General features: G+C 62.6%; 19 protein-coding genes. 16 read left to right on the top strand and 3 right to left on the bottom strand.

The window, feature by feature from the left end; translation table 11 throughout:
* Window positions 1-71 precede the first annotated feature (71 nt).
* The 5 genes from betI (at window position 72) to AC2FNS_RS07815 (ending at window position 4,940) form a co-directional block, all read left to right on the top strand.
* Entirely contained in the window at window positions 72-644 is a 573-nt protein-coding gene (betI, locus tag AC2FNS_RS07835; RefSeq protein ID WP_496678724.1) for a choline-binding transcriptional repressor BetI, read from the top strand.
* Window positions 641-2,149 carry a choline-sulfatase gene (gene betC, locus AC2FNS_RS07830; protein ID WP_496712431.1) on the top strand — a complete coding sequence of 503 codons (1,509 nt, stop codon included), beginning with the start codon at window positions 641-643 and terminating at the stop codon, window positions 2,147-2,149. Before betI ends, betC begins: the two co-directional genes overlap by 4 nt.
* Window positions 2,150-2,235: 86 nt before the next feature.
* Window positions 2,236-3,894 carry a choline dehydrogenase gene (gene betA / locus AC2FNS_RS07825; protein ID WP_496712429.1) on the top strand — a complete coding sequence of 553 codons (1,659 nt, stop codon included), beginning with the start codon at window positions 2,236-2,238 and terminating at the stop codon, window positions 3,892-3,894.
* Between the two features lie 54 nt (window positions 3,895-3,948).
* A complete protein-coding gene (locus tag AC2FNS_RS07820) occupies window positions 3,949-4,593 on the top strand; it encodes a thermonuclease family protein (protein WP_496712428.1) in 645 nt (214 codons plus the stop codon).
* Window positions 4,594-4,694: 101 nt separating this feature from the next.
* Window positions 4,695-4,940, top strand: a complete 246-nt coding sequence (locus tag AC2FNS_RS07815; RefSeq protein ID WP_496678730.1) for an HP1242/YdcH family protein — start codon at window positions 4,695-4,697, stop codon at window positions 4,938-4,940.
* Between the two features lie 39 nt (window positions 4,941-4,979).
* On the opposite strand, the gene AC2FNS_RS07810 is transcribed toward AC2FNS_RS07815, so the two are convergent.
* Window positions 4,980-6,380: a helix-turn-helix domain-containing protein gene (locus tag AC2FNS_RS07810; RefSeq protein ID WP_496712426.1), complete on the bottom strand. Its 1,401-nt coding sequence runs from the start codon at window positions 6,378-6,380 to the stop codon at window positions 4,980-4,982.
* 64 nt (window positions 6,381-6,444) lie between these two features.
* Complete coding sequence (locus AC2FNS_RS07805) at window positions 6,445-7,650, bottom strand: multidrug effflux MFS transporter (protein WP_496712425.1); 1,206 nt, start codon at window positions 7,648-7,650, stop codon at window positions 6,445-6,447.
* Window positions 7,651-7,822: 172 nt separating this feature from the next.
* Between AC2FNS_RS07805 and AC2FNS_RS07800 the strand changes: the two genes are divergently transcribed.
* The 5 genes from AC2FNS_RS07800 (at window position 7,823) to AC2FNS_RS07780 (ending at window position 13,221) form a co-directional block, all read left to right on the top strand.
* Window positions 7,823-9,355, top strand: a complete 1,533-nt coding sequence (locus AC2FNS_RS07800; protein ID WP_496712424.1) for an acyl-CoA carboxylase subunit beta — start codon at window positions 7,823-7,825, stop codon at window positions 9,353-9,355.
* Window positions 9,356-9,420: 65 nt separating this feature from the next.
* Window positions 9,421-9,906 carry a DUF6497 family protein gene (locus AC2FNS_RS07795; protein ID WP_496712422.1) on the top strand — a complete coding sequence of 162 codons (486 nt, stop codon included), beginning with the start codon at window positions 9,421-9,423 and terminating at the stop codon, window positions 9,904-9,906.
* Between the two features lie 130 nt (window positions 9,907-10,036).
* On the top strand, window positions 10,037-10,390 hold the full coding sequence (locus AC2FNS_RS07790; RefSeq protein ID WP_496685896.1) for a hypothetical protein: 354 nt from the start codon (window positions 10,037-10,039) through the stop codon (window positions 10,388-10,390).
* Between the two features lie 464 nt (window positions 10,391-10,854).
* Window positions 10,855-11,058, top strand: a complete 204-nt coding sequence (locus AC2FNS_RS07785; protein ID WP_149774774.1) for a hypothetical protein — start codon at window positions 10,855-10,857, stop codon at window positions 11,056-11,058.
* A gap of 117 nt (window positions 11,059-11,175) precedes the next feature.
* On the top strand, window positions 11,176-13,221 hold the full coding sequence (locus AC2FNS_RS07780; protein ID WP_496797410.1) for an ATP-binding protein: 2,046 nt from the start codon (window positions 11,176-11,178) through the stop codon (window positions 13,219-13,221).
* Between the two features lie 115 nt (window positions 13,222-13,336).
* Here AC2FNS_RS07780 and AC2FNS_RS07775 read toward each other — a convergent pair whose 3' ends face one another.
* The gene (locus AC2FNS_RS07775) at window positions 13,337-13,783 is read right to left on the bottom strand and encodes a DUF4174 domain-containing protein (protein ID WP_496685900.1); all 447 of its coding nucleotides are present in this window, start codon (window positions 13,781-13,783) and stop codon (window positions 13,337-13,339) included.
* Window positions 13,784-13,942: 159 nt separating this feature from the next.
* Between AC2FNS_RS07775 and AC2FNS_RS07770 the strand changes: the two genes are divergently transcribed.
* The 6 genes from AC2FNS_RS07770 (at window position 13,943) to AC2FNS_RS07745 (ending at window position 19,868) form a co-directional block, all read left to right on the top strand.
* Window positions 13,943-14,758, top strand: a complete 816-nt coding sequence (locus tag AC2FNS_RS07770; RefSeq protein ID WP_496712420.1) for a hypothetical protein — start codon at window positions 13,943-13,945, stop codon at window positions 14,756-14,758.
* On the top strand, window positions 14,755-16,881 hold the full coding sequence (gene scpA, locus AC2FNS_RS07765; RefSeq protein WP_496712418.1) for a methylmalonyl-CoA mutase: 2,127 nt from the start codon (window positions 14,755-14,757) through the stop codon (window positions 16,879-16,881). Before AC2FNS_RS07770 ends, scpA begins: the two co-directional genes overlap by 4 nt.
* Window positions 16,882-17,037: 156 nt before the next feature.
* Complete coding sequence (locus tag AC2FNS_RS07760) at window positions 17,038-17,640, top strand: VOC family protein (RefSeq protein ID WP_496712417.1); 603 nt, start codon at window positions 17,038-17,040, stop codon at window positions 17,638-17,640.
* Window positions 17,637-18,125 carry a GNAT family N-acetyltransferase gene (locus tag AC2FNS_RS07755; protein ID WP_496712416.1) on the top strand — a complete coding sequence of 163 codons (489 nt, stop codon included), beginning with the start codon at window positions 17,637-17,639 and terminating at the stop codon, window positions 18,123-18,125. The genes AC2FNS_RS07760 and AC2FNS_RS07755 overlap by 4 nt, the downstream gene beginning before the upstream one ends.
* Window positions 18,126-18,170: 45 nt before the next feature.
* On the top strand, window positions 18,171-18,851 hold the full coding sequence (locus tag AC2FNS_RS07750) for a TerB family tellurite resistance protein (protein ID WP_496678751.1): 681 nt from the start codon (window positions 18,171-18,173) through the stop codon (window positions 18,849-18,851).
* Window positions 18,852-18,854: 3 nt separating this feature from the next.
* On the top strand, window positions 18,855-19,868 hold the full coding sequence (locus AC2FNS_RS07745; protein WP_496712414.1) for an endonuclease/exonuclease/phosphatase family protein: 1,014 nt from the start codon (window positions 18,855-18,857) through the stop codon (window positions 19,866-19,868).
* Window positions 19,869-19,903: the final 35 nt, after the last annotated feature.

Raw genomic sequence — 19,903 nt, 5'->3', positions numbered from 1 at the left:
CCCGTTATTGATTGACGAGTCAATAAAAAGGTCTTAGCGTTTTTCCGACATGGGTCATGTTGGGGGCGCGTATGCCGAAGCTTGGAATGGAGCCGATCCGGCGCGATGCGATCGTCAGGGCGACGATCGCCGAGTTGGGCGCGAAGAAATCGCTGGATGTGACCGTCAGCCAGATTGCCAAGCGGGCCGGCATGTCCAGTGCGTTGGCGCATCACTATTTCGGCGGAAAAGACCAGATATTCCTGGCCGCCATGCGCCGCATCCTGGGCGATTTCGGAGCCGAGGCCCGGTCGGAGCTGAAATCCGCCCCGCCGGACCAACGCGCCCAGGCCATCATCCGCGCCTGTTTTGCGCCGTCCTGCTTTACCCCCGACGTGATCGCCGCGTGGATGACCTTTTACGTTCTGGCTCAAACCAACGATGACGCGCTGCGCCTGTGGCAGATCTATCAGGCACGGATCCGGTCGAACCTGATCCATGCTTTGCGCCCGCTGATGAGGGACCCGGTCGAGGCGGCCGAGAACATGATCGCCCTGATCGACGGTCTGTACATCCGCGCCGCTCTTTCCGCGCCCGAGGAACCGCAACTGGCCGTTTCCCACGCCATGCGCGTCCTGACGACCTTGCTCGAGGCCGAAAAATGACACAGCCCAACATTCTGATCCTGATGGTGGATCAGCTCAACGGAACCCTCTTTCCCGACGGTCCCGCAGATTGGCTGCACGCGCCCAACCTCAAAAAACTGGCCGCGCGATCAACGCGGTTTGCCAACGCTTACACGGCCTCGCCGCTGTGCGCGCCGGGGCGGGCCAGCTTCATGTCCGGCCAGTTGCCTTCGCGCACGGGGGTCTATGACAACGCGGCCGAGTTCCGCAGCGACATCCCCACCTATGCCCATCACCTGCGCCGCGCGGGCTATTACACCTGCCTGTCGGGCAAGATGCATTTCGTCGGCCCCGACCAACTGCACGGGTTCGAGGACCGCCTGACCACCGACATCTATCCGGCCGATTTCGGATGGACCCCGGATTACCGCAAACCGGGCGAGCGCATCGACTGGTGGTACCACAACATGGGCTCGGTCACCGGGGCCGGCGTGGCCGAGATCACCAACCAGATGGAGTATGACGACGAGGTCGCATTTCACGCCAAGGCCAAGCTGTATGATTTGGCCCGTGGCAAGGATGACCGTCCGTGGTGCGTGACCGTCAGCTTTACGCATCCGCATGACCCCTATGTTGCGCGGCAAAAGTACTGGGACCTGTACGAGGATTGCGAGCACCTGCTGCCGCAGGTCCCGGATCTGGGCTACGACAACCAGGACCCGCACGCCAAGCGCATATTCGACGCCAATGACTGGCGCAGTTTCGACATCACCGAAGAAGACATCCGCCGCTCGCGCCGGGCCTATTTCGCCAATATCTCGTACCTGGACGACAAGATCGGCGAGATCCTCGACGTGCTGGAAACCACCCGGCAAGAGGCGATCATCCTCTTCGTCTCCGACCACGGCGACATGCTGGGCGAGCGAGGCCTGTGGTTCAAGATGAACTTCTACGAAGGCTCGGCCCGGGTGCCGCTGATGATCTCGGCGCCGGGCCTGCCGGCCGGCCGCATCAACACCCCGGTTTCGACCGTCGATGTGACCCCGACGCTGGGCGCGCTGGCGGGTGTGGACATGGCCGAGATCGCCCCCTGGACCGATGGTGAAAGCCTAGTGCCGCTGGCCAATGGCGCCGAGCGGACGGCGCCGGTCCTGATGGAATACGCCGCCGAGGCCTCCTATGCACCCTTGGTGTCGATGCGCTATGGTAAGTGGAAATACAACCGCTGCGCGCTGGACCCCGAACAGCTCTTCGACCTCGAGGCCGACCCGCACGAGTTGGAAAACCTGGCCGGCAAGCCCGAACACGCCGGCACGTTGCAAACCTTGCGGGCCAAGTCAGAGGCGCGCTGGGATCTGGACCGGTTCGACGCCGAGGTGCGCGCCAGCCAGGCGCGCCGCTGGGTGGTTTACGAGGCGCTGCGGCAAGGCGGCTATTACCCGTGGGACTACCAGCCGCTGCAGAAAGCGTCGGAACGCTACATGCGCAACCACATGAATCTGGACAACCTCGAGGAAAGCCAGCGCTTTCCGCGCGGCGAATGACCTCTTTCAAGATTTGAAGAAAAACCCACTGGTGGCAACGCACGGGACATCCCGCGCCACCGGTCGGGGCCAATGGAGACACGACCATGGAAGCAGATTTCGTCATCGTCGGCGCCGGATCCGCCGGATGTGCGATGGCCTATCGTCTGAGCGAGGCGGGGGCCTCGGTATTGGTGATCGAGCATGGCGGCACCGATGCCGGGCCGTTCATTCAGATGCCGGCGGCGCTCAGCTATCCGATGAACATGTCGATCTATGACTGGGGCTATCAGTCCGAGCCCGAACCCTACCTGAACAACCGGCGGCTGGCCTGCCCGCGCGGCAAGGTGATCGGAGGGTCGTCCTCGATCAACGGGATGGTCTATGTGCGCGGCCATGCGCGCGACTTTGATACCTGGGCCGATATGGGCGCAGATGGCTGGTCCTTTGCGGATGTTCTGCCTTATTTCAAACGGATGGAGAGCTGGCACGACGGCGGTCACGGCGGTGACCCGAAATGGCGCGGCAGCGACGGCCCGCTGCATGTGTCACGGGGGCCGCGCAAGAACCCTCTGTTCAAGGCCTTCGTCGAGGCCGGGCGGCAGGCTGGCTACGAGCTGACCGATGACTACAACGGCGAGAAACAGGAAGGTTTCGGCCCGATGGAGCAGACCGTCTGGAAGGGGCGGCGCTGGTCGGCGGCCAATGCCTATCTGAAGCCCGCGCTGAAACGCCCGAACTGCGATATCGTACGGGGCCTCGCCACACGCGTGGTGATCGAGGATGGCCGCGCAACCGGGGTCGAACTGATCCGTGGTGGCCGCACGCAGATCGTGCGCGCCCGGCGCGAGGTGGTGCTGGCGGCCTCGTCGATCAACTCGCCCAAGCTTCTGATGCTGTCGGGGATCGGACCGGCTGCGCATCTTGCCGAGCTCGGCATCGACGTGGTCGCCGACCGGCCCGGCGTGGGCGCGAACCTGCAGGATCACTTGGAACTGTATATCCAGCAGGCCTCGCTGCAGCCGATCACGCTGTACAAGTACTGGAACCTGTTCGGCAAGGGCCTGATCGGGGCGCAATGGCTGTTTACCAAGACCGGCCTTGGCGCGTCGAACCAATTTGAAAGCGCGGCGTTCATCCGCTCGAGGCCAGGGGTCGAGTATCCGGATATCCAGTACCACTTCTTGCCCATCGCGGTACGCTATGACGGCAAGGCCGCAGCCGAGGGTCATGGCTTCCAGGCGCATGTGGGGCCGATGCGCTCACCCTCGCGCGGGGCGGTGACGCTGCGCTCGGCCAAGCCCGAGGACGCGCCGGTGATCCGCTTCAACTACATGAGCACCGAGCAGGACTGGGAGGATTTCCGTACCTGCATCCGCCTGACCCGCGAGATTTTCGGGCAGGACGCGTTCAAGCCTTATGCGGGCAAGGAGATCCAGCCCGGCGCTGACGTGCAGACCGACGAAGAACTGAACGCCTTCATCGCCGAACATGCCGAAAGCGCCTATCACCCCTGCGGCACCTGTCGCATGGGGCGGGCCGACGACCCGAACGCGGTCGTCGACCCGCAGGGCCGCGTCATCGGGGTGGATGGGCTGCGCGTGGCGGACAGCTCGATTTTTCCGCAGATTACCAACGGCAACCTGAACGCGCCGTCGATCATGGTGGGCGAAAAGATGTCGGATCATTTGCTGGGCAAAGACCCGCTGCCCCGGGCCAATGACCGGCCTTGGATCCACCCGAACTGGCAGACCGCGCAGCGTTAACCTTTCGTAGCAGCATGGGTTGAATGTCCGGCACCGGCCGGGCATATCGTGCCCATGTTAAGAATTTGTTTAGCATTTGTTCTTTTTGCTGCGACTGCGAATGCCGCTGACATGCTGACGGGCCGTATCAAGGTCATTGATGCCGATACGTGGGACGTGGGCGGCTTGCGTGTCCGCCTGCACGGGATCGACGCGCCTGAACTCGACCAGACCTGCGAGGACCCAAGCGGAGCGATCTGGTCTTGCGGCGCTTGGGTCACGCATGTGGTCCGGCAGAATTTCGGCGACATGCAAGCGGTCTGCATGCGGCGCGATACCGACCGCTATGGCCGGGTCGTCGCGTCTTGCACGGTGCAGGGCGCCGATGCCGGCGCAATGTTGGTGCAGGCTGGTCTGGCCTTCGCCTATCGAAAATACTCGGTTGACTACATCGCCGACGAAAACCGTGCCGCCGCCGCGGGGGTCGGCCTGCACGCCGGAACGGTGCAGGCGCCCTGGTTGTACCGCGGGCAAAAGCGCAAGGTCGCCAGCAAGGGCTGCGACATCAAGGGCAACATTTCATCCAAGGGCGTGCGAATCTATCACATGCCCGGACAAAGGCATTATGCGCGCACCAGGATCAGCCTGGCAAAGGGCGAACGCTGGTTCTGCTCACCCGCAGAAGCGCGCGCGGCCGGATGGCGCGCTGCGCGGCAGTGAAAAAGTCTGCCAGACAATCCGCATCTTGATCCGCGTCAAAGATGAGTCTGATCAGAGGCTTTAGACGTTGATGGCAATATCAAGACAAGGAGCGAAAACATATGTCACATACGCCACATGAACTGGCCGAAGAATTTCCCGACAAGGTCAAGTTGATGAGCCAGCTCAAACAGTCGGACGCGCATTTCGCCCGACTGGCGGATGAATACCATGAGGTCAACCGGGCGGTGCATCGCGCCGAAACCAATATCGAACCGATGGAGGAACTGGCCGAAACCGAGTTGCGCAAGAAACGCGCCGCGCTGAAGGACGAGATTTGGGCGATCCTGTCCAAGGCCACGGCCTGACACCGCGCGGGGCGGGTGACCGACCCGCCCCTCGTATTTTCATGTCACCTCGTAGGGCAGAGTGCCGCGGCTGTTCGCGTCGATTGTCAGGCGCCGTTCCAGCGGCGGCACCGACCGTTGGTGGCACGTCTTGCGTTCGCAGATCCGGCAGGAAATGCCGATCGGCTCATAGGCGCTGGCATTGTTGATGTCGAGATGATCGGCATAGACCAACGCCTCGGCGTGGCGCACCTCGCATCCCAGCGCGATGGCATAGCGCCGCACCGGCGCGCCGAAGGACCCCCCTGATTTCGACACGTCCCGCGCCAGCGAGATATAGCGCACCCCGTCCGGCGTTTCGGCCAGCTGCCGCAGGAAATGGCCCGGAGTCTCGAAGGCCCGGTGCACGTTCCACAGCGGGCAGGCCCCGCCGAACCGCGCAAATTGCAGCCGCGTGGCCGAGTGGCGCTTGGTGATCGTTCCCGCCTGATCGACCCGCACGAAGAAGAACGGAATGCCCTTGGCGCCCGGACGCTGTAGCGTGGACAAACGGTGGGCCACCTGCTCGATCGAGGCGCCGAACCTGTTGCTGAGCAATTCCAGATCGTGCCGATAGTCCCTGGCAGCGTTCAGAAAAGCGCCGTAGGGCATCAGGGATGCGCCGGCAAAGTAGTTCGCCAGCCCGATCTTGGCGATTGCGCGGGCCTCGCCGCTTTGGAACTTGGCAAAATCCAACGTGGCCTCCAGCAGCTTGTCCTGGCTGATCAGGGCGACCTGAAGCAACAACTGAAAGACCTGCGTCTGCGGCGCCGCACGCGATGACAGGCGCAGGGTCTTGGTCTGACCGTCATAGCTGCGCAAGGCCCGGATGTCCTCGAACGCGACTTGAATGCCGCGCTCTGCCAGGCTTTCCAGCGCGGCCTGCCGAATGCCGCCGGGCCCGTCGGCACGGGCGGCAAAGCGTTCAGCGGCACGGTCCACCGCATCGATGTAGTTGTCGCAATAGTGGAAGAAATCGCGAACTTCCTCCCACGGGCTGGCCTGAATACGCGCATCTTCGCGGCCGAGTGCTTCGTCCAGCGAGGCCAGCCGCTCGTGAGTCTGCCGGTAGGCTCTGTGCAGTTCGATGAAGGCCCGCGCCAGGGCAGGGGCGTTAGAGGCCGTCAGGCGCAGATCGGCCAGCGGTGGCGTGGCATCGGCAAAGACCGGATCGGCCAGCGCCTCGCGCATGTCCGAGACCAGACGCTCGCTGTCGCCAGTGCTCAACTCGGTCACGTCCATGCCGAATTCCTGCGCCAGCGCCAGAACGACGGTGGTCGAGATCGGCCGGTTGTTGTTCTCCATCTGGTTCAGATAGGGCAGGGACACGCCCAGCTTGGCGGCGAATTCCTTTTGCGTCAGTGTCAGGCGTGTGCGCATTTCGCGCAGCTTGGCGCCAGCATAGAGTTTCCGAGTGGCCATTGGGTGTCTTTGCAATTATTCTGCTTGGTCAGCCTAACTTTGCAAAGCGAGTCTCGCAAGTCTCTCACAAGCCGATTTGCCTTTCGCGCCAGATGACCGAACTGATGGCGATGATGGCGAGGACCGAGGTGGCGAGCATCAGCCAAAGCAGAGGCATCGCGCCGGTTTCATGCGTCAGCAGGGCTCCAGCCAGCGCGCTGAGTGCCGCCCCGCCGCCCAGCATGATCGCTCCGCTCAACCCCGAGGCGGTGGCCGCCAGGTGTGGGCGCACCGACAGGGCGCCGGCGGTTGCGTTCGGGATGGACATGCCATTGCCGAGGCCTACAAAGGTCATGAAGCCGAAGAAGCTGAGCGCCGAGCCTTTGTCCAAAAGGAACAGGCCCGCCGAAAGGGCGACCCCGATGGCATTCAGCCAGCACCCCCAGCGCACCATCCGGTTGACACCAAAGCGGACCGAGAAGCGCCCACTGATGAAGTTGCCGAAGAAATAGCCCACCGCCGGTGCGCCGAAATAGATGCCGACCTGGGCTGCCGTCAGGCCGAACAGTTCCGAGCCGATGAAGGGTGCGCCCCCCAGATAGGCAAAGAACGCCCCCGAGGAGAATGCCGAGGACAGCGAGTACCCCCAAAAGCGGGGCGACATCAGCAGTTCGGGATACTCTCGGAACTGCTGGAGCAGGGTTTTACCGCTTTTGGCCGAAGTTTCCCCGAAATCCAGATAGGTCAGCCCGAGCGCCAGCGCCGCTAGCCCGAACGGCAACCAGAAATTGGCTTTCCAGCCAAAACTCTCTTCGAGAATGCCGCCGATGGCCGGCCCGATCATGGGGACCACGGCCATGCCCATGGTGACATAACCGATCATCGAGGCGGCCTGATCCTGATCGTACATGTCCCGTACTGCAGCCCGGCTGAGCACGATGCCGACCACGATGACCGCTTGTGCCATGCGAAAGGTCAGGAAGGTCTCGACATTCGGGGCATAAATGCACCCCAGCGTCGCCAGCAGAAACAGCGCGAGCCCCCACAGCAGCACAGGCCGCCGACCGGCCTTGTCCGCGATCGGTCCGATCACGATCTGCAGCACCGCATTGACCAGCAGGTACAGCGCGATCGACAACTGCATGATCTTGTAGTCCGCCCGGAAATACTCTGCCATGAAGGGCAGGCTGGGCAGGAAAAGGTTCATGCTGAGCGCACTGAGGCCGGACAGCAGGACCAGTGTCGCAAGTGTCGGAGGGGAACGATCAGCGGTGGTGAATCTGAACTGCATGGTTCACTCTTAGATCGAAGGTCGCGCAAAGGCCATGCCGCGCTGGTGAGGTTAGCCAATTTGCAATTTAGTTGCCACGCATTGCCAATGGTTTGCAAATTTGCCGAAAAGGGCTTTGGGTGACGCAGAGCTGTCTATATTGTCCCTGCAAAATTCACAGGGGACGATCGAGATGAAGGATATCCTGGCCGAGCTGGAAAACCGCCGCGAGAACGCGCGCCTGGGAGGGGGGCGGAAGCGGATCGACGCGCAGCATGCCCGCGGCAAGCTGACGGCACGCGAACGGATCGAGCTGCTGCTGGACGAAGGCAGCTTTGAGGAGTTCGACATGTTCGTGACCCACCGCTGCACCGATTTCGGTATGGAAAAACAAAAACCTGCCGGAGATGGCGTCGTCACCGGCTGGGGTACGATCAATGGCCGCATGGTCTATGTGTTCAGCCAGGACTTTACCGTGTTCGGCGGGTCTCTGTCGGAAACGCATGCGCAGAAGATCTGCAAGATCATGGATATGGCGATGCAGAACGGCGCGCCGGTGATCGGCATCAACGACTCGGGCGGGGCGCGAATCCAGGAAGGTGTCGCCTCGCTGGCGGGCTATGCCGAGGTGTTCCAGCGCAATATCATGGCCTCTGGCGTAGTGCCGCAGATCTCGGTGATCATGGGGCCCTGTGCCGGTGGCGCGGTCTACAGCCCGGCGATGACCGATTTCATCTTCATGGTCAAGGACACCTCGTACATGTTCGTGACCGGCCCCGACGTGGTGAAAACTGTCACCAACGAGGTCGTCACCGCCGAGGAATTGGGCGGTGCGTCGACGCACACCAAGAAGTCCAGCGTGGCTGACGGCGCTTTCGAGAACGATGTCGAGGCGCTGGCCGAGGTGCGCCGTCTGGTGGACTTCCTGCCGCTGAACAACCGCGACAAGCCCCCGGTTCGCCCCTTTTTCGACGAGCCGGACCGCGTCGAGATGTCGTTGGACACCTTGGTGCCGGAAAATCCCAACACGCCCTATGACATGAAGGAACTGATCGTCAAAGTGGCGGACGAGGGCGATTTCTACGAAATCCAGGAGGATTTCGCCAAGAACATCATCACCGGGTTCATTCGGCTTGAGGGGCAGACCGTGGGCGTGGTGGCCAACCAGCCGATGGTGTTGGCCGGCTGTCTGGACATCGACAGCAGCCGCAAGGCCGCGCGATTCGTGCGCTTCTGCGACTGTTTCGAGATCCCGATCCTGACCTTCGTCGACGTTCCGGGCTTTTTGCCCGGCACCAGCCAGGAATATGGCGGGGTCATCAAGCATGGCGCCAAGCTGCTGTTTGCTTATGGCGAGGCGACCGTTCCCAAAGTGACCGTCATCACCCGCAAGGCCTATGGAGGTGCCTACGACGTGATGGCGTCGAAACACCTGCGTGGCGACTTCAACTATGCGTGGCCCACCGCCGAGATCGCGGTGATGGGGGCCAAGGGCGCCACCGAAATCATTCACCGCGCCGATCTGGGCGACCTAGAAAAGATCGCGCAGCACACCAAGGATTACGAGGATCGCTTTGCCAATCCTTTCGTGGCGGCCGAGCGTGGCTTCATTGACGAGGTGATCATGCCGCATTCGACCCGCCGCCGGGTGTCACGGGCCTTTGCCAGCCTGCGCAACAAGCAGCTGAAAAACCCGTGGAAAAAACACGACAACATTCCGTTGTAGGTTGCGGGGCGCAAGCCCCTTGTCCGCCAGACATTCAGGATTGACCGACACCGCAAAACCATATCATGATCCGCCCGACCCGAAACAGAACCGCGCAGGCAGGCTGCCTTGCGCACGCGACCTCGGAAGGAGGAGCCCGCCCACAGCGGGTCCGAGGTCGCGCTCTGTTCGTTCTGCTTTGGGGGTTGGCTGGCCCCATTCAGGCGCAGCCGGGCAACCCGCTGCCCGTACCTTCGGGGCAACCGGTTGAGTTGAGCGAGGTCCTGCTGGACAACAACCCAGGCGAGCTGTGGCTTCGGTTCCGGTTCATCGCACCCAAGATCGGGGGCGAGGTGGGGCGCATCGGCTATGACGTGGCCGCCAAGGACATGCTGCACCTGTGCCAGACGCTGGTTGTTCCCTATGTCGCGCATCACGATTTGCACCCTGCGCGGGTGGTGATTTCGTTGTCCGACAGGCCGATTCAGTTCGGGGATGTCGCCCCGGACGCAACCCAGTTTTTCGAAGCCTACCGGTTGGAACGATCCACCTGTATCTGGGAGGAGCTTTGACCATGACTCGCCCGATTCATCTGCGTCGAGCCCAACTTTGCACTCTTGCGGCTTTGGAGTTGCCCATGACCCATTCTTCCCGATGTGGACGCCCGCACCGGATTCGCTTGACCGCGGCCCAGGTGCCGCCATGTTGAAACACCGCGGTTTTCCCGGCCGGTTGCCCGGCACCGATTTCCAGTTCACGATTCGGCGCGCAAACCCCAAGGGGGTTACGCCCCTAACGCGGCGCGAGCGGTTCCGTGATCGCAAACCGGCCGATCGTCGCGCCGACGCGGCTTTCATGGAGGCCCTGTGGGAGCATTTCGGGGATCAGCCGTTCGAGCGCGGCAATCTGGATGCCGGTCGCCTGAGCTGGCTGTTCGGCCGCGAAGTCGTTCCGGCCGAAGATCCGTTTGATCCTGCCAGTTATGACGCGTTGTTGAAAATAGATGTCGATGTTGCGCGGCAGTCATTTCCCGACATCTTCGACGGAGCGTCCTAGCTGGTGGATCGGGGTGCCACATATCTGACCCGGGACCATACGCGCGGGTTGGCCTTGGACTGTCTGCCCGGGGCCGGTGCGCGCGCCGTGATCCTTCAGCGCGGACGCAGTCCCTTCGGCGCAAATTCGCGCCCCTGCGCAGCGGATGGGCAGGTTTCAGCCGGAAATGAAATTGGAAACAATGATCGCTTGGTGATCAGAATTGTCCAATGCAGAATTATGGGGCCGTGCGGCTCGACTTTGCCTGCGTCGCACAAGCACCTACTATTCCGTACCCCTTCCTTCCGCGGGCAGGCCGATCCTTCCCAGTTCGACCTGTCCGCGGTCTTCTCCTCGTTACCGGCGCGCCCTTCGCGGCAAATTCCTGCGCAGGATCCCTGCGGGGCAAGTCTGATATTGAATAGCAGGCCCGGTTTCGGGCAACTGAAGGGCAGTTCGTCAAGAAACCAAAAGGGGCAGATCGAATGCGAGCTTCACGAGTCATTCTTGCGTTGGCGGCATGCGCCGGCATCACCGCCTGCGGTGAAACAATCGGAGAACAGGCGATCCTGGGTGGCGGAGTCGGGGCCATCGGCGCCGCCGTCGTCAGCGCGGACCCGATCGTCGGGGCCGCGGTCGGTGCGGCGGGTAATGTGCTGTACTGCAAAACCCAGAACAACTGTTACTGAAACCTTCATTGCGGGGCGCGCGCCGTCCCGTCCACCATTTGACGGCACGCCGTTGCGGGGCACCAGCCCGGCAGCGGCGTTTTCGTTTGTCCAGAACACAAAGACAGAGGACGTTCCATGTTCAACAAGATCCTGATCGCCAACCGAGGCGAGATTGCCTGCCGGGTCATCAAGACCGCTCGGAAAATGGGAATCGGCACTGTCGCCATCTACTCGGATGCCGACAAGCACGCGTTGCATGTGGAAATGGCCGACGAGGCGGTTCACATCGGCCCCCCGCCGGCGAACCAGTCCTATATCGTGATCGACAAGGTGATGGACGCCATCCGCCAGACCGGCGCGCAGGCGGTTCACCCCGGCTATGGCTTCCTGTCCGAAAACGCGAAATTCGCCGAGGCGCTCGAGGCCGAAGGCGTCGTATTCGTGGGCCCTCCGAAAGGGGCGATCGAGGCGATGGGTGACAAGATCACATCGAAGAAGATCGCGCAGGAGGCCGATGTCAGCACCGTTCCCGGATACATGGGCCTGATCGAGGATGCGGACGAGGCGGTGAAGATCAGCCAGCAGATCGGCTATCCGGTGATGATCAAGGCCAGCGCCGGCGGCGGCGGCAAGGGCATGCGCATCGCCTGGAACGACGACGAGGCGCGCGAAGGCTTCCAGTCGTCCAAGAACGAGGCCGCAAGCTCGTTTGGCGATGACCGGATCTTCATCGAGAAATTCGTGACGCAACCGCGCCACATCGAAATTCAAGTTCTCTGCGACACGCACGGCAACGGCTTTTATCTGGGCGAGCGTGAATGCTCGATCCAGCGTCGCAACCAGAAAGTGGTGGAAGAGGCCCCGTCGCCCTTCCTGGACGAGGCGACCCGCCGTGCGATGGGCGAACAGGCCGTGGCGCTGGCCAAGGCCGTGGGCTATGCCAGCGCGGGCACGGTAGAGTTCATCGTGGATGGCGACAAGAATTTCTACTTCCTGGAAATGAACACCCGCCTGCAGGTCGAGCACCCGGTGACCGAGCTGATCACCGGTGTCGATCTGGTCGAACAGATGATCCGCGTCGCCGCGGGCGAGCCGCTGTCGATCACCCAGGACGACGTCAAGCTGACCGGCTGGGCGATCGAGAACCGGCTGTATGCCGAGGATCCCTATCGCAACTTCCTGCCCTCGATCGGGCGGCTGACCCGCTATCGTCCGCCGCAGGAGGTGGCCGCGGGCCCGCTGCTGGAAAATGGCAAATGGCAGGGCGATGCGCCCAGTGGCGAGACAGCCGTGCGCAACGATACCGGCGTCTTTGAGGGCGGCGAGATCAGCATGTATTATGACCCGATGATCGCCAAGCTGTGCACCTGGGCGCCGACCCGCGAGCAGGCGATCGAGGCGATGCGCGTGGCACTGGACAGTTTCGAGGTTGAAGGCATCGGCCACAACCTGCCGTTCCTGTCGGCGGTGATGGATCACCCCAAATTCGTCAGTGGTGACATGACCACCGCTTTCATCGCCGAGGAATACCCCGATGGGTTCAACGGTGTCGAACTGCCCGAAGGCGACCTGCGCCGAATCGCGGCCTCGTGCGCGGCGATGCACCGGGTGGCCGAGATCCGCCGCACTCGCGTTTCGGGTCGGATGGACAACCACGAACGCAAGGTCGGCAAGCGCTGGGTGGTCACGCTGCAGGGGCAGGAATATGCCGTGCAGGTGAATGCAGACCGCGACGGTGCTACGGTCAAGTTCGAGGACGGCGCCGCCCTGCGCGTCAGCTCGGACTGGACACCCGGTGACCAGCTGGCGGTTCTTGACGTGGACGGCAGCCCACTTGTGCTGAAGGTCGGCAAGATCTCGGGCGGGTTCCGCATCCGCAACCGGGGGGCGGACCTGAAGGTGCATGTGCGCCGGCCGCGCGCTGCCGAACTGGCCAAGCTGATGCCCGAGAAACTGCCGCCAGACACCTCGAAAATGCTGCTGTGCCCGATGCCGGGCCTGATCGTGAAGATCGATGTCGAGGTCGGGCAAGAGGTGCAGGAAGGTCAGGCGCTGTGCACGGTCGAGGCGATGAAGATGGAGAACATCCTGCGCGCCGAGCGCAAGGGGGTGGTGTCCAAGATCAACGCCGGTCCGGGCGACAGCCTGGCCGTAGATGACGTGATCATGGAGTTCGAATAACGCCCATGTGCGCTTGCCCGGAAAATGTGGGTTTTGCCCGTTCGGCCGCCATCTGCACCGTCGGTGCGGATGGTGCGGGCGTGGCAGACCCCCTCTGCCGGGCGGGTCTGAGTCGTCAGCGCCCCTCGCGCCGCTCGCGGACTTCGCGTTCGCGCAGGGGGGTCTTGTCGATGGACCGGCTGATCTCGCGCACGCTCCACGGCGTGGGTTTGCGCAGTTTCACCACCCCGTCCTTGTCGACGAAGACCATCGCGAACCCGCGCGGGCGCAGTTGCGTCCGGATTGGGGATCGCGCTGAAGGGTCGGTGTCGGTCAGAACGACGACGTCACGTTCGCGCATCATGTCTTCGCCGTCCTTCAACATCTCGATCTGCTGTTGGAATCGCGGATCGGCCGGGGTGTCTGCAAACACCACGATGGGCCGGTGGGTCCAGAGAAACTCGCTCAGCTCACTGTCGCCGGCGGGGCGGATGAAGGCGTCTTCTTCCGCGGCCGCGCCGTCCGCCGCCCAGGCGGCGAGGGGCAAAAGTGCTGAAAAAACCAAGGTAATCAAGCGTGTCATTGCGTCTCCCGTCATCCTGAATATAGCCTTTGTCCCGGCGAATGCGACCGACGAAATGACTTTGGGCATCAAAAAAGCATGCGCAGCAGCGCAACGATTGCGTGATCGCGGCAGGCACCAATCCAACCGGATGGAGTTTCCTGGTGGCGGGGTGTTGGCATGGAAGTGATTCTGCACTGCGGTGCGCATCGGTGCGCCACGACGAGTTTTCAAGGTTTCATGGCCGCACATGCCCAGGGACTGGAGAACCAGGGGCTAGTGTACTGGGGGCCTGAACGCACGCAGTCCAATGGTCTCAACAGTCTCGACAAACTGACGCCCGACATCTGCGCGGGTTTGCACCAGGAGTTGGATGCATGCAGACGCCAGGGCGCTCGGCAGGTTCTGATCAGCCAGGAGAACTTTGTCGGTTCCATGGTTCGGAACTTCGCCTACGCCTCGCTGTATCCAAACGTACTGGAGCGGGGGCAGCTTCTGGCCCAGGCCTTTGGCGGACGGGTTTCGAAGATTGCGCTGAACATCAGGTCGCTGGACATGTACTGGGCGTCGGCTGCGGATTATTTGCTGACCCGCAAGAACACATCGATAGAACCCGAGCGCTGGCAACGCATCGCAAACGGCAAACGGAGTTGGCGCAATGTCATCGCGGATTTGAGCCGTGCGTTCCCGGGCATTCCTTTTCTGGTTTTGCCCTTCGAGGAGTTCTGCGGGCAACAGCACGCACAGCTTGAGGTTCTGACCGGTCTGTCCGTGCCGGACACGGGCCGGCGCTTTGCGCTCAACGGCACATCCCGGCCGGCCGGGCATGGGCTGAACGCCCAGCAGGCCATGAAGCTGTGCATCGACTATGCCGACGATCTCGCCTGGCTGGCCTCGGGCGCCGACGGCCTTGCCGAATTGATAACCCACACGGGAACACATGATCGCGGGACCGCGCCCGCGCAAACAGGATTGGAACAGAGGATATCGACATGACCGATATGAAGGACTGGCGCGCGCTGGCCGAAAAGGAACTGCGGGGGCGCCCCGTCGAGGACCTGACCAAGACAACGCTGGAAGGGATCGCTGTCAAGCCGCTGTACACGCAGGACGACACCGCCGACCTGCCGCACATGCATTCTTTGCCGGGGTTCGCGCCTTTCACCCGAGGGGTGCGGGCCACGATGTATGCAGGCCGCCCGTGGACCATCCGCCAGTATGCCGGCTTCTCGACGGCCGAAGAATCGAATGCCTTCTACCGCCGCAACCTCGCGGCCGGTCAGCAGGGCGTGTCGGTGGCCTTCGACTTGGCCACGCACCGCGGCTATGACAGCGACCACCCGCGCGTGGTGGGTGACGTGGGCAAGGCCGGTGTCGCCATCGACAGCGTCGAGGACATGAAGATCCTGTTCGATGGTATCCCGCTGGATCAGGTCTCGGTCTCGATGACGATGAACGGCGCGGTGATCCCGATCCTGGCCAATTTCATCGTCACCGGAGAAGAGCAGGGCCATGACAAATCGGTCCTGGCGGGCACCATTCAGAACGACATTCTGAAGGAATTCATGGTCCGTAACACCTATATCTATCCGCCGGAACCGTCGATGCGGATCATCTCGGACATCATCGAATACACCTCGAACGAGATGCCTAAGTTCAACTCGATCTCGATCTCCGGCTACCACATGCAGGAAGCCGGCGCGAACCTGGTGCAGGAGCTGGCGTATACCCTGGCCGACGGGCGCGAATATGTCCGCGCGGCCATCGACGCCGGCATGGACGTGGACAAGTTCGCAGGCCGCCTGTCGTTCTTCTTTGCCATCGGCATGGATTTCTTCATGGAAATCGCCAAGCTGCGCGCCGCGCGTACCCTATGGCACCGGGTGATGACCGAGTTCGGGGCCAAGAACGAACGCTCGAAGATGCTGCGCACCCACTGCCAGACCTCGGGCGTGTCGCTGCAGGAGCAGGACCCCTACAACAACGTGATCCGCACGGCCTATGAGGCGCTGAGCGCGGTTCTGGGCGGCACCCAGTCGCTGCACACCAATGCGCTGGACGAGGCGATTGCGCTGCCCACCGATTTCTCGGCCCGGATCGCCCGCAACACCCAGCTGATCCTGCAGGAAGAGACGGGCATCACCAACGTGGTCGATCCGCTGGCGGGCTCCTACTACGTCGAAAGCCTGACCAACGAGTTGATAGAAAAGGCCTGGGCCCTGATGGAAGAAGTCGAGGAGATGGGCGGCATGACCAAGGCGGTGGCCAGCGGCATGCCCAAGCTGCGGATCGAGGAAAGCGCCGCGCGCCGCCAGGCGATGATCGACCGCGGCGAAGAGGTGATCGTCGGCGTCAATAAGTATCGCAAGGAAAAGGAAGACCCGATCGAGATCCTCGAGGTCGACAACAAGGCCGTTCGCGAGGCGCAGATCGCCCGGCTGGAACGCATCCGCGCGACCCGGGACGAGGCCGCCTGTCAGGCCGCGTTGGACGAACTGACCCGGCGCGCGAAAGAGGGGGGCAACCTGCTGGACGCTGCCGTCGAGGCCGCGCGTGCCCGCGCAACTGTAGGAGAGATCAGCATGGCTATGGAAAAGGAATTCGGCCGTCATCGGGCCGAAGTGAAAACGCTGGCTGGTGTCTATGGCGCAGCTTACGAAGGTGACGAAGGCTTTGCCGCCATCCAGAAATCGATCGAGGAATTTGCCGAGGAAGAGGGCCGCCGCCCGCGTCTTCTGGTGGTCAAGATGGGCCAGGACGGTCACGACCGCGGGGCCAAGGTGATCGCCACCGCGTTCGCCGATATCGGTTTCGACGTGGACGTCGGTCCGCTGTTCCAGACCCCGGCCGAGGCCGCGCAGGACGCGATCGACAATGACGTGCATGTGGTTGGAATTTCCAGCCAGGCGGCAGGTCACAAGACACTGGCGCCGCAATTGGTGGAAGAACTGAAGAAGGCTGGCGCCGAGGACATCATCGTTATCTGCGGTGGTGTCATCCCCCAGCAGGATTATCAGTTCCTGTATGATCACGGGGTCAAGGCGATCTTCGGGCCGGGGACCAACATTCCCGAGGCGGCGCAGGACATCTTGCGCCTGATCCGCGAGGCGCGCCGCTGAACTGTGACTTGGGGGGCTGTCTGCCCCCTCTGCACGATGCCTTCGGCCTCGTGCATTCACCCCCGAGGATATTTGGGGCCAGATGAAGTGTTGGTGTCTGGCGTTTCGTGGTATCAAGTGGGGATGAGGTCGGGGCTGGAAGTTGGAGGCTCGGTCATGGAACTGGATCATCTTGCGGTGGCCGCCGCGACGCTGGAAGAGGCCGTGGCCCATGTTGAGCAAGCGCTGGGCGTGCAGATGGCGCCGGGCGGCAAGCACGCGGCCTTCGGCACGCACAACTATCTGCTTGGGTTGGACGAAGGCCTTTATCTTGAGGCGATTGCGGTAGACCCGCAGGCCCCCGATCCCGGGCGGCCGCGTTGGTTTGATCTGGATCGGTTCGCAGGGCCGCCCAAGCTGAGCAACTGGATCTGTCGGGTTTCCGATTTGCAGGCCGATCTGGATGCGTTTTCGGTTGATGTGGGGCAGGTCCATGACCTTGAACGGGGCGCCTTGCGGTGGAAGATGGCCGTTCCAGAGTCGGGCCGGTTGCCATTTGACAATCTGTTCCCGGCGCTGATCCATTGGCAGGGCGATCTGCACCCGGCGGGGATGCTGCAAGCCAGTGGATGCCATCTTCGACGATTGGTCGTTTTTCATCCGGACGCGCTGACGATGGCGCGATTGCTAGGTCAGCTTGATCGGGTTGTGTTCGACACCGGGCCGGTCGCGTTGCGGGCCGAGTTCGATACACCCCACGGTGTGCGTGTGCTGGAATGATCGTCCGACCGGCTCGGACCCGGGATGCGGTGGCGATCGCGGCGATCACCAATCAGGTGGTTCGGGACACCCTGGCGACCTTTACGACCGAAGAGCGCAGCCCGGCCAGTATTGCCGAGGACATCGCCGCGCGAGGGCCGGCGTTCCAGGTTGCCGAATGGCGGAACCAGGTGGTCGGGTTTGCCACCTATGGCCGGTTTCGCACCGGTCCCGGCTATGACGCCACGCGTGAACACACGATCATGTTGGACCCGCAGGCGCAGGGGCAGGGGGGCGGTCGAAGATTGATGGAGGCTCTGGAACGGGTCGCGCGGGCGGATGGGGTTCATGTTCTGGTTGCGGGGATCTCGGCCGAGAATCCCGCGGCGGTTTCCTTTCATTCGGCTTTGGGGTTCACGCAGGTCGGACGCATGCCCGAGGTGGGGTTCAAATGGGGCCGATGGCTGGATCTTGTGCTGATGCAGAAAATTCTTCGTCCGAAATGATTGGTCGCACCTGACAGTCCGGTTTGGGCGCGTTAGGGTGCGCCCATGTCGATCTGGTCCCGCATATCCGAGGCGCTGAGCGCGCTGGCCAAGGGCGAAAGCTTGGCAAAGGTTTTCGAAAAGCTGCGCACTCCGCCCGAAAAGTCCGTGGCCTTCGCCATCGCCGTGATCGCGCTGGGGGCGAAGATGGCCAAGGCCGACGGTCAGGTGACGCGCGACGAGGTGACGGCCTTCCGCGAGGTATTCCGCATTCCGCCCGAGGAGGAAGCCGGCGCCGCCCGCGTCTTCAACCTGGCCCGTCAGGACGTGGCCGGCTACCAGGAATATGCCAGCAAGATAGCTCGGATGTTCTCCGAGGACAGCACGACCTTGTGCGACCTGATGGAAGGGTTGTTCCACATAGCCATGGCCGACGGGTTTTATCACCCCAACGAAAACCGGTTTCTTGAGGATGTGGCCCAGATCTTCGGCCAGTCCGAGGCGCAGTTCAAGGCGCTGCGGGCCAGGTTCGTGCCCGATGCGCCCAAGGATCCCTATACGGTTCTGGGCGTCACCCCGGATATGCCGTTGCCGGAAATCCGCAAGGTCTGGCGCAAGCTGGTGAGGGACACCCATCCCGACGCCATGATGGCGCGCGGTGTGCCGGAAGAAGCGATCCGTCTGGCCGAGAAGAAGATGATCGACATCAACCGCGCCTGGGACGAAATCAACGGCGCGCGGGCCTGAGCGATGCGGCTGGCGACCTATAATATCGAATGGTTCGCCAACCTGTTCGATCGCCACGACAAGCTGGTCGTCGATGATAGCTGGTCGGGGCGGCGCAACGTCACCAAGGCACAGCAGGTCGAGGCCATCGCGACGGTTCTGACCGCGATCGACGCGGACGCCATCCTGATCGTAGAAGCGCCCAATACCGGCAGCAGCCAAAACACCGTGCGCGCCCTGCAGGAATTTGCCGAGGTGTTTGGCCTGCGCACCTCGCAGGCGGTGATGGGTTTCCCGAATGACACCCATCAGGAGCTTGCCCTGATGTACGACCCAGACAGGCTCAGCGCCCGTCACGACCCGATCGGAGACCGCGAGACGGACGGGTTCGCCGGCGACGCGCCCCGGTTTGACGGTGAATTTCGCATCGACCTGGATATCGACGCGACCGAAGACATCGTCCGGTTTTCGAAACCACCGGTGGAACTGGCCGTCAAAACGGCGGACGGGCTCGAGTTTCGGATGATCGGCGCGCATCTGAAATCCAAGGCGCCGCATGGGGCGGACACGCCCGAGCAGGCGATGCGGATTTCGATTGCCAATCGACGCAAGCAGTTGGCCCAGGCGGTGTGGCTGTCGCATCGGGTCAAGGCGCATCTGGCTGCGCACGAACCGGTGGTTCTGCTGGGCGATCTGAATGATGGGCCGGGGCTGGACGAGTTCGAAAACCTATTCGGGCGATCCTCGGTCGAGATCCTGTTGCAAGCAGGCCTGTTTGACCCCCACGCGGCCCAAGCCTGCCGGCCCCGACCGGGGTGGATCCCGTCGACCGCCCGCTTTCCGCGGCCTGAAGAGGGCCAATATCTCGAGGCGCTGCTGGACTACATCATGGTCAGCCCCGATCTGAAGGCACGTCGCCCGGTCTGGCGCATCTGGCATCCGTTGCGGGACGAGCATTGCTGGAGCGTTCCCGAATTGCGCGAAGCATTGGTCACCGCGTCCGATCATTTTCCGGTCACTCTGGATATCGACCTCTAGCCCTTTCAACCTGATCGTCCGCCCCTTATCTTGGA

It is taken from the genome of Ruegeria sp. BHSA191, from assembly GCF_059613325.1.
Note: the sequence above shows the minus strand (reverse complement) of the source record. Positions and strands in the feature narration are given on the sequence as shown.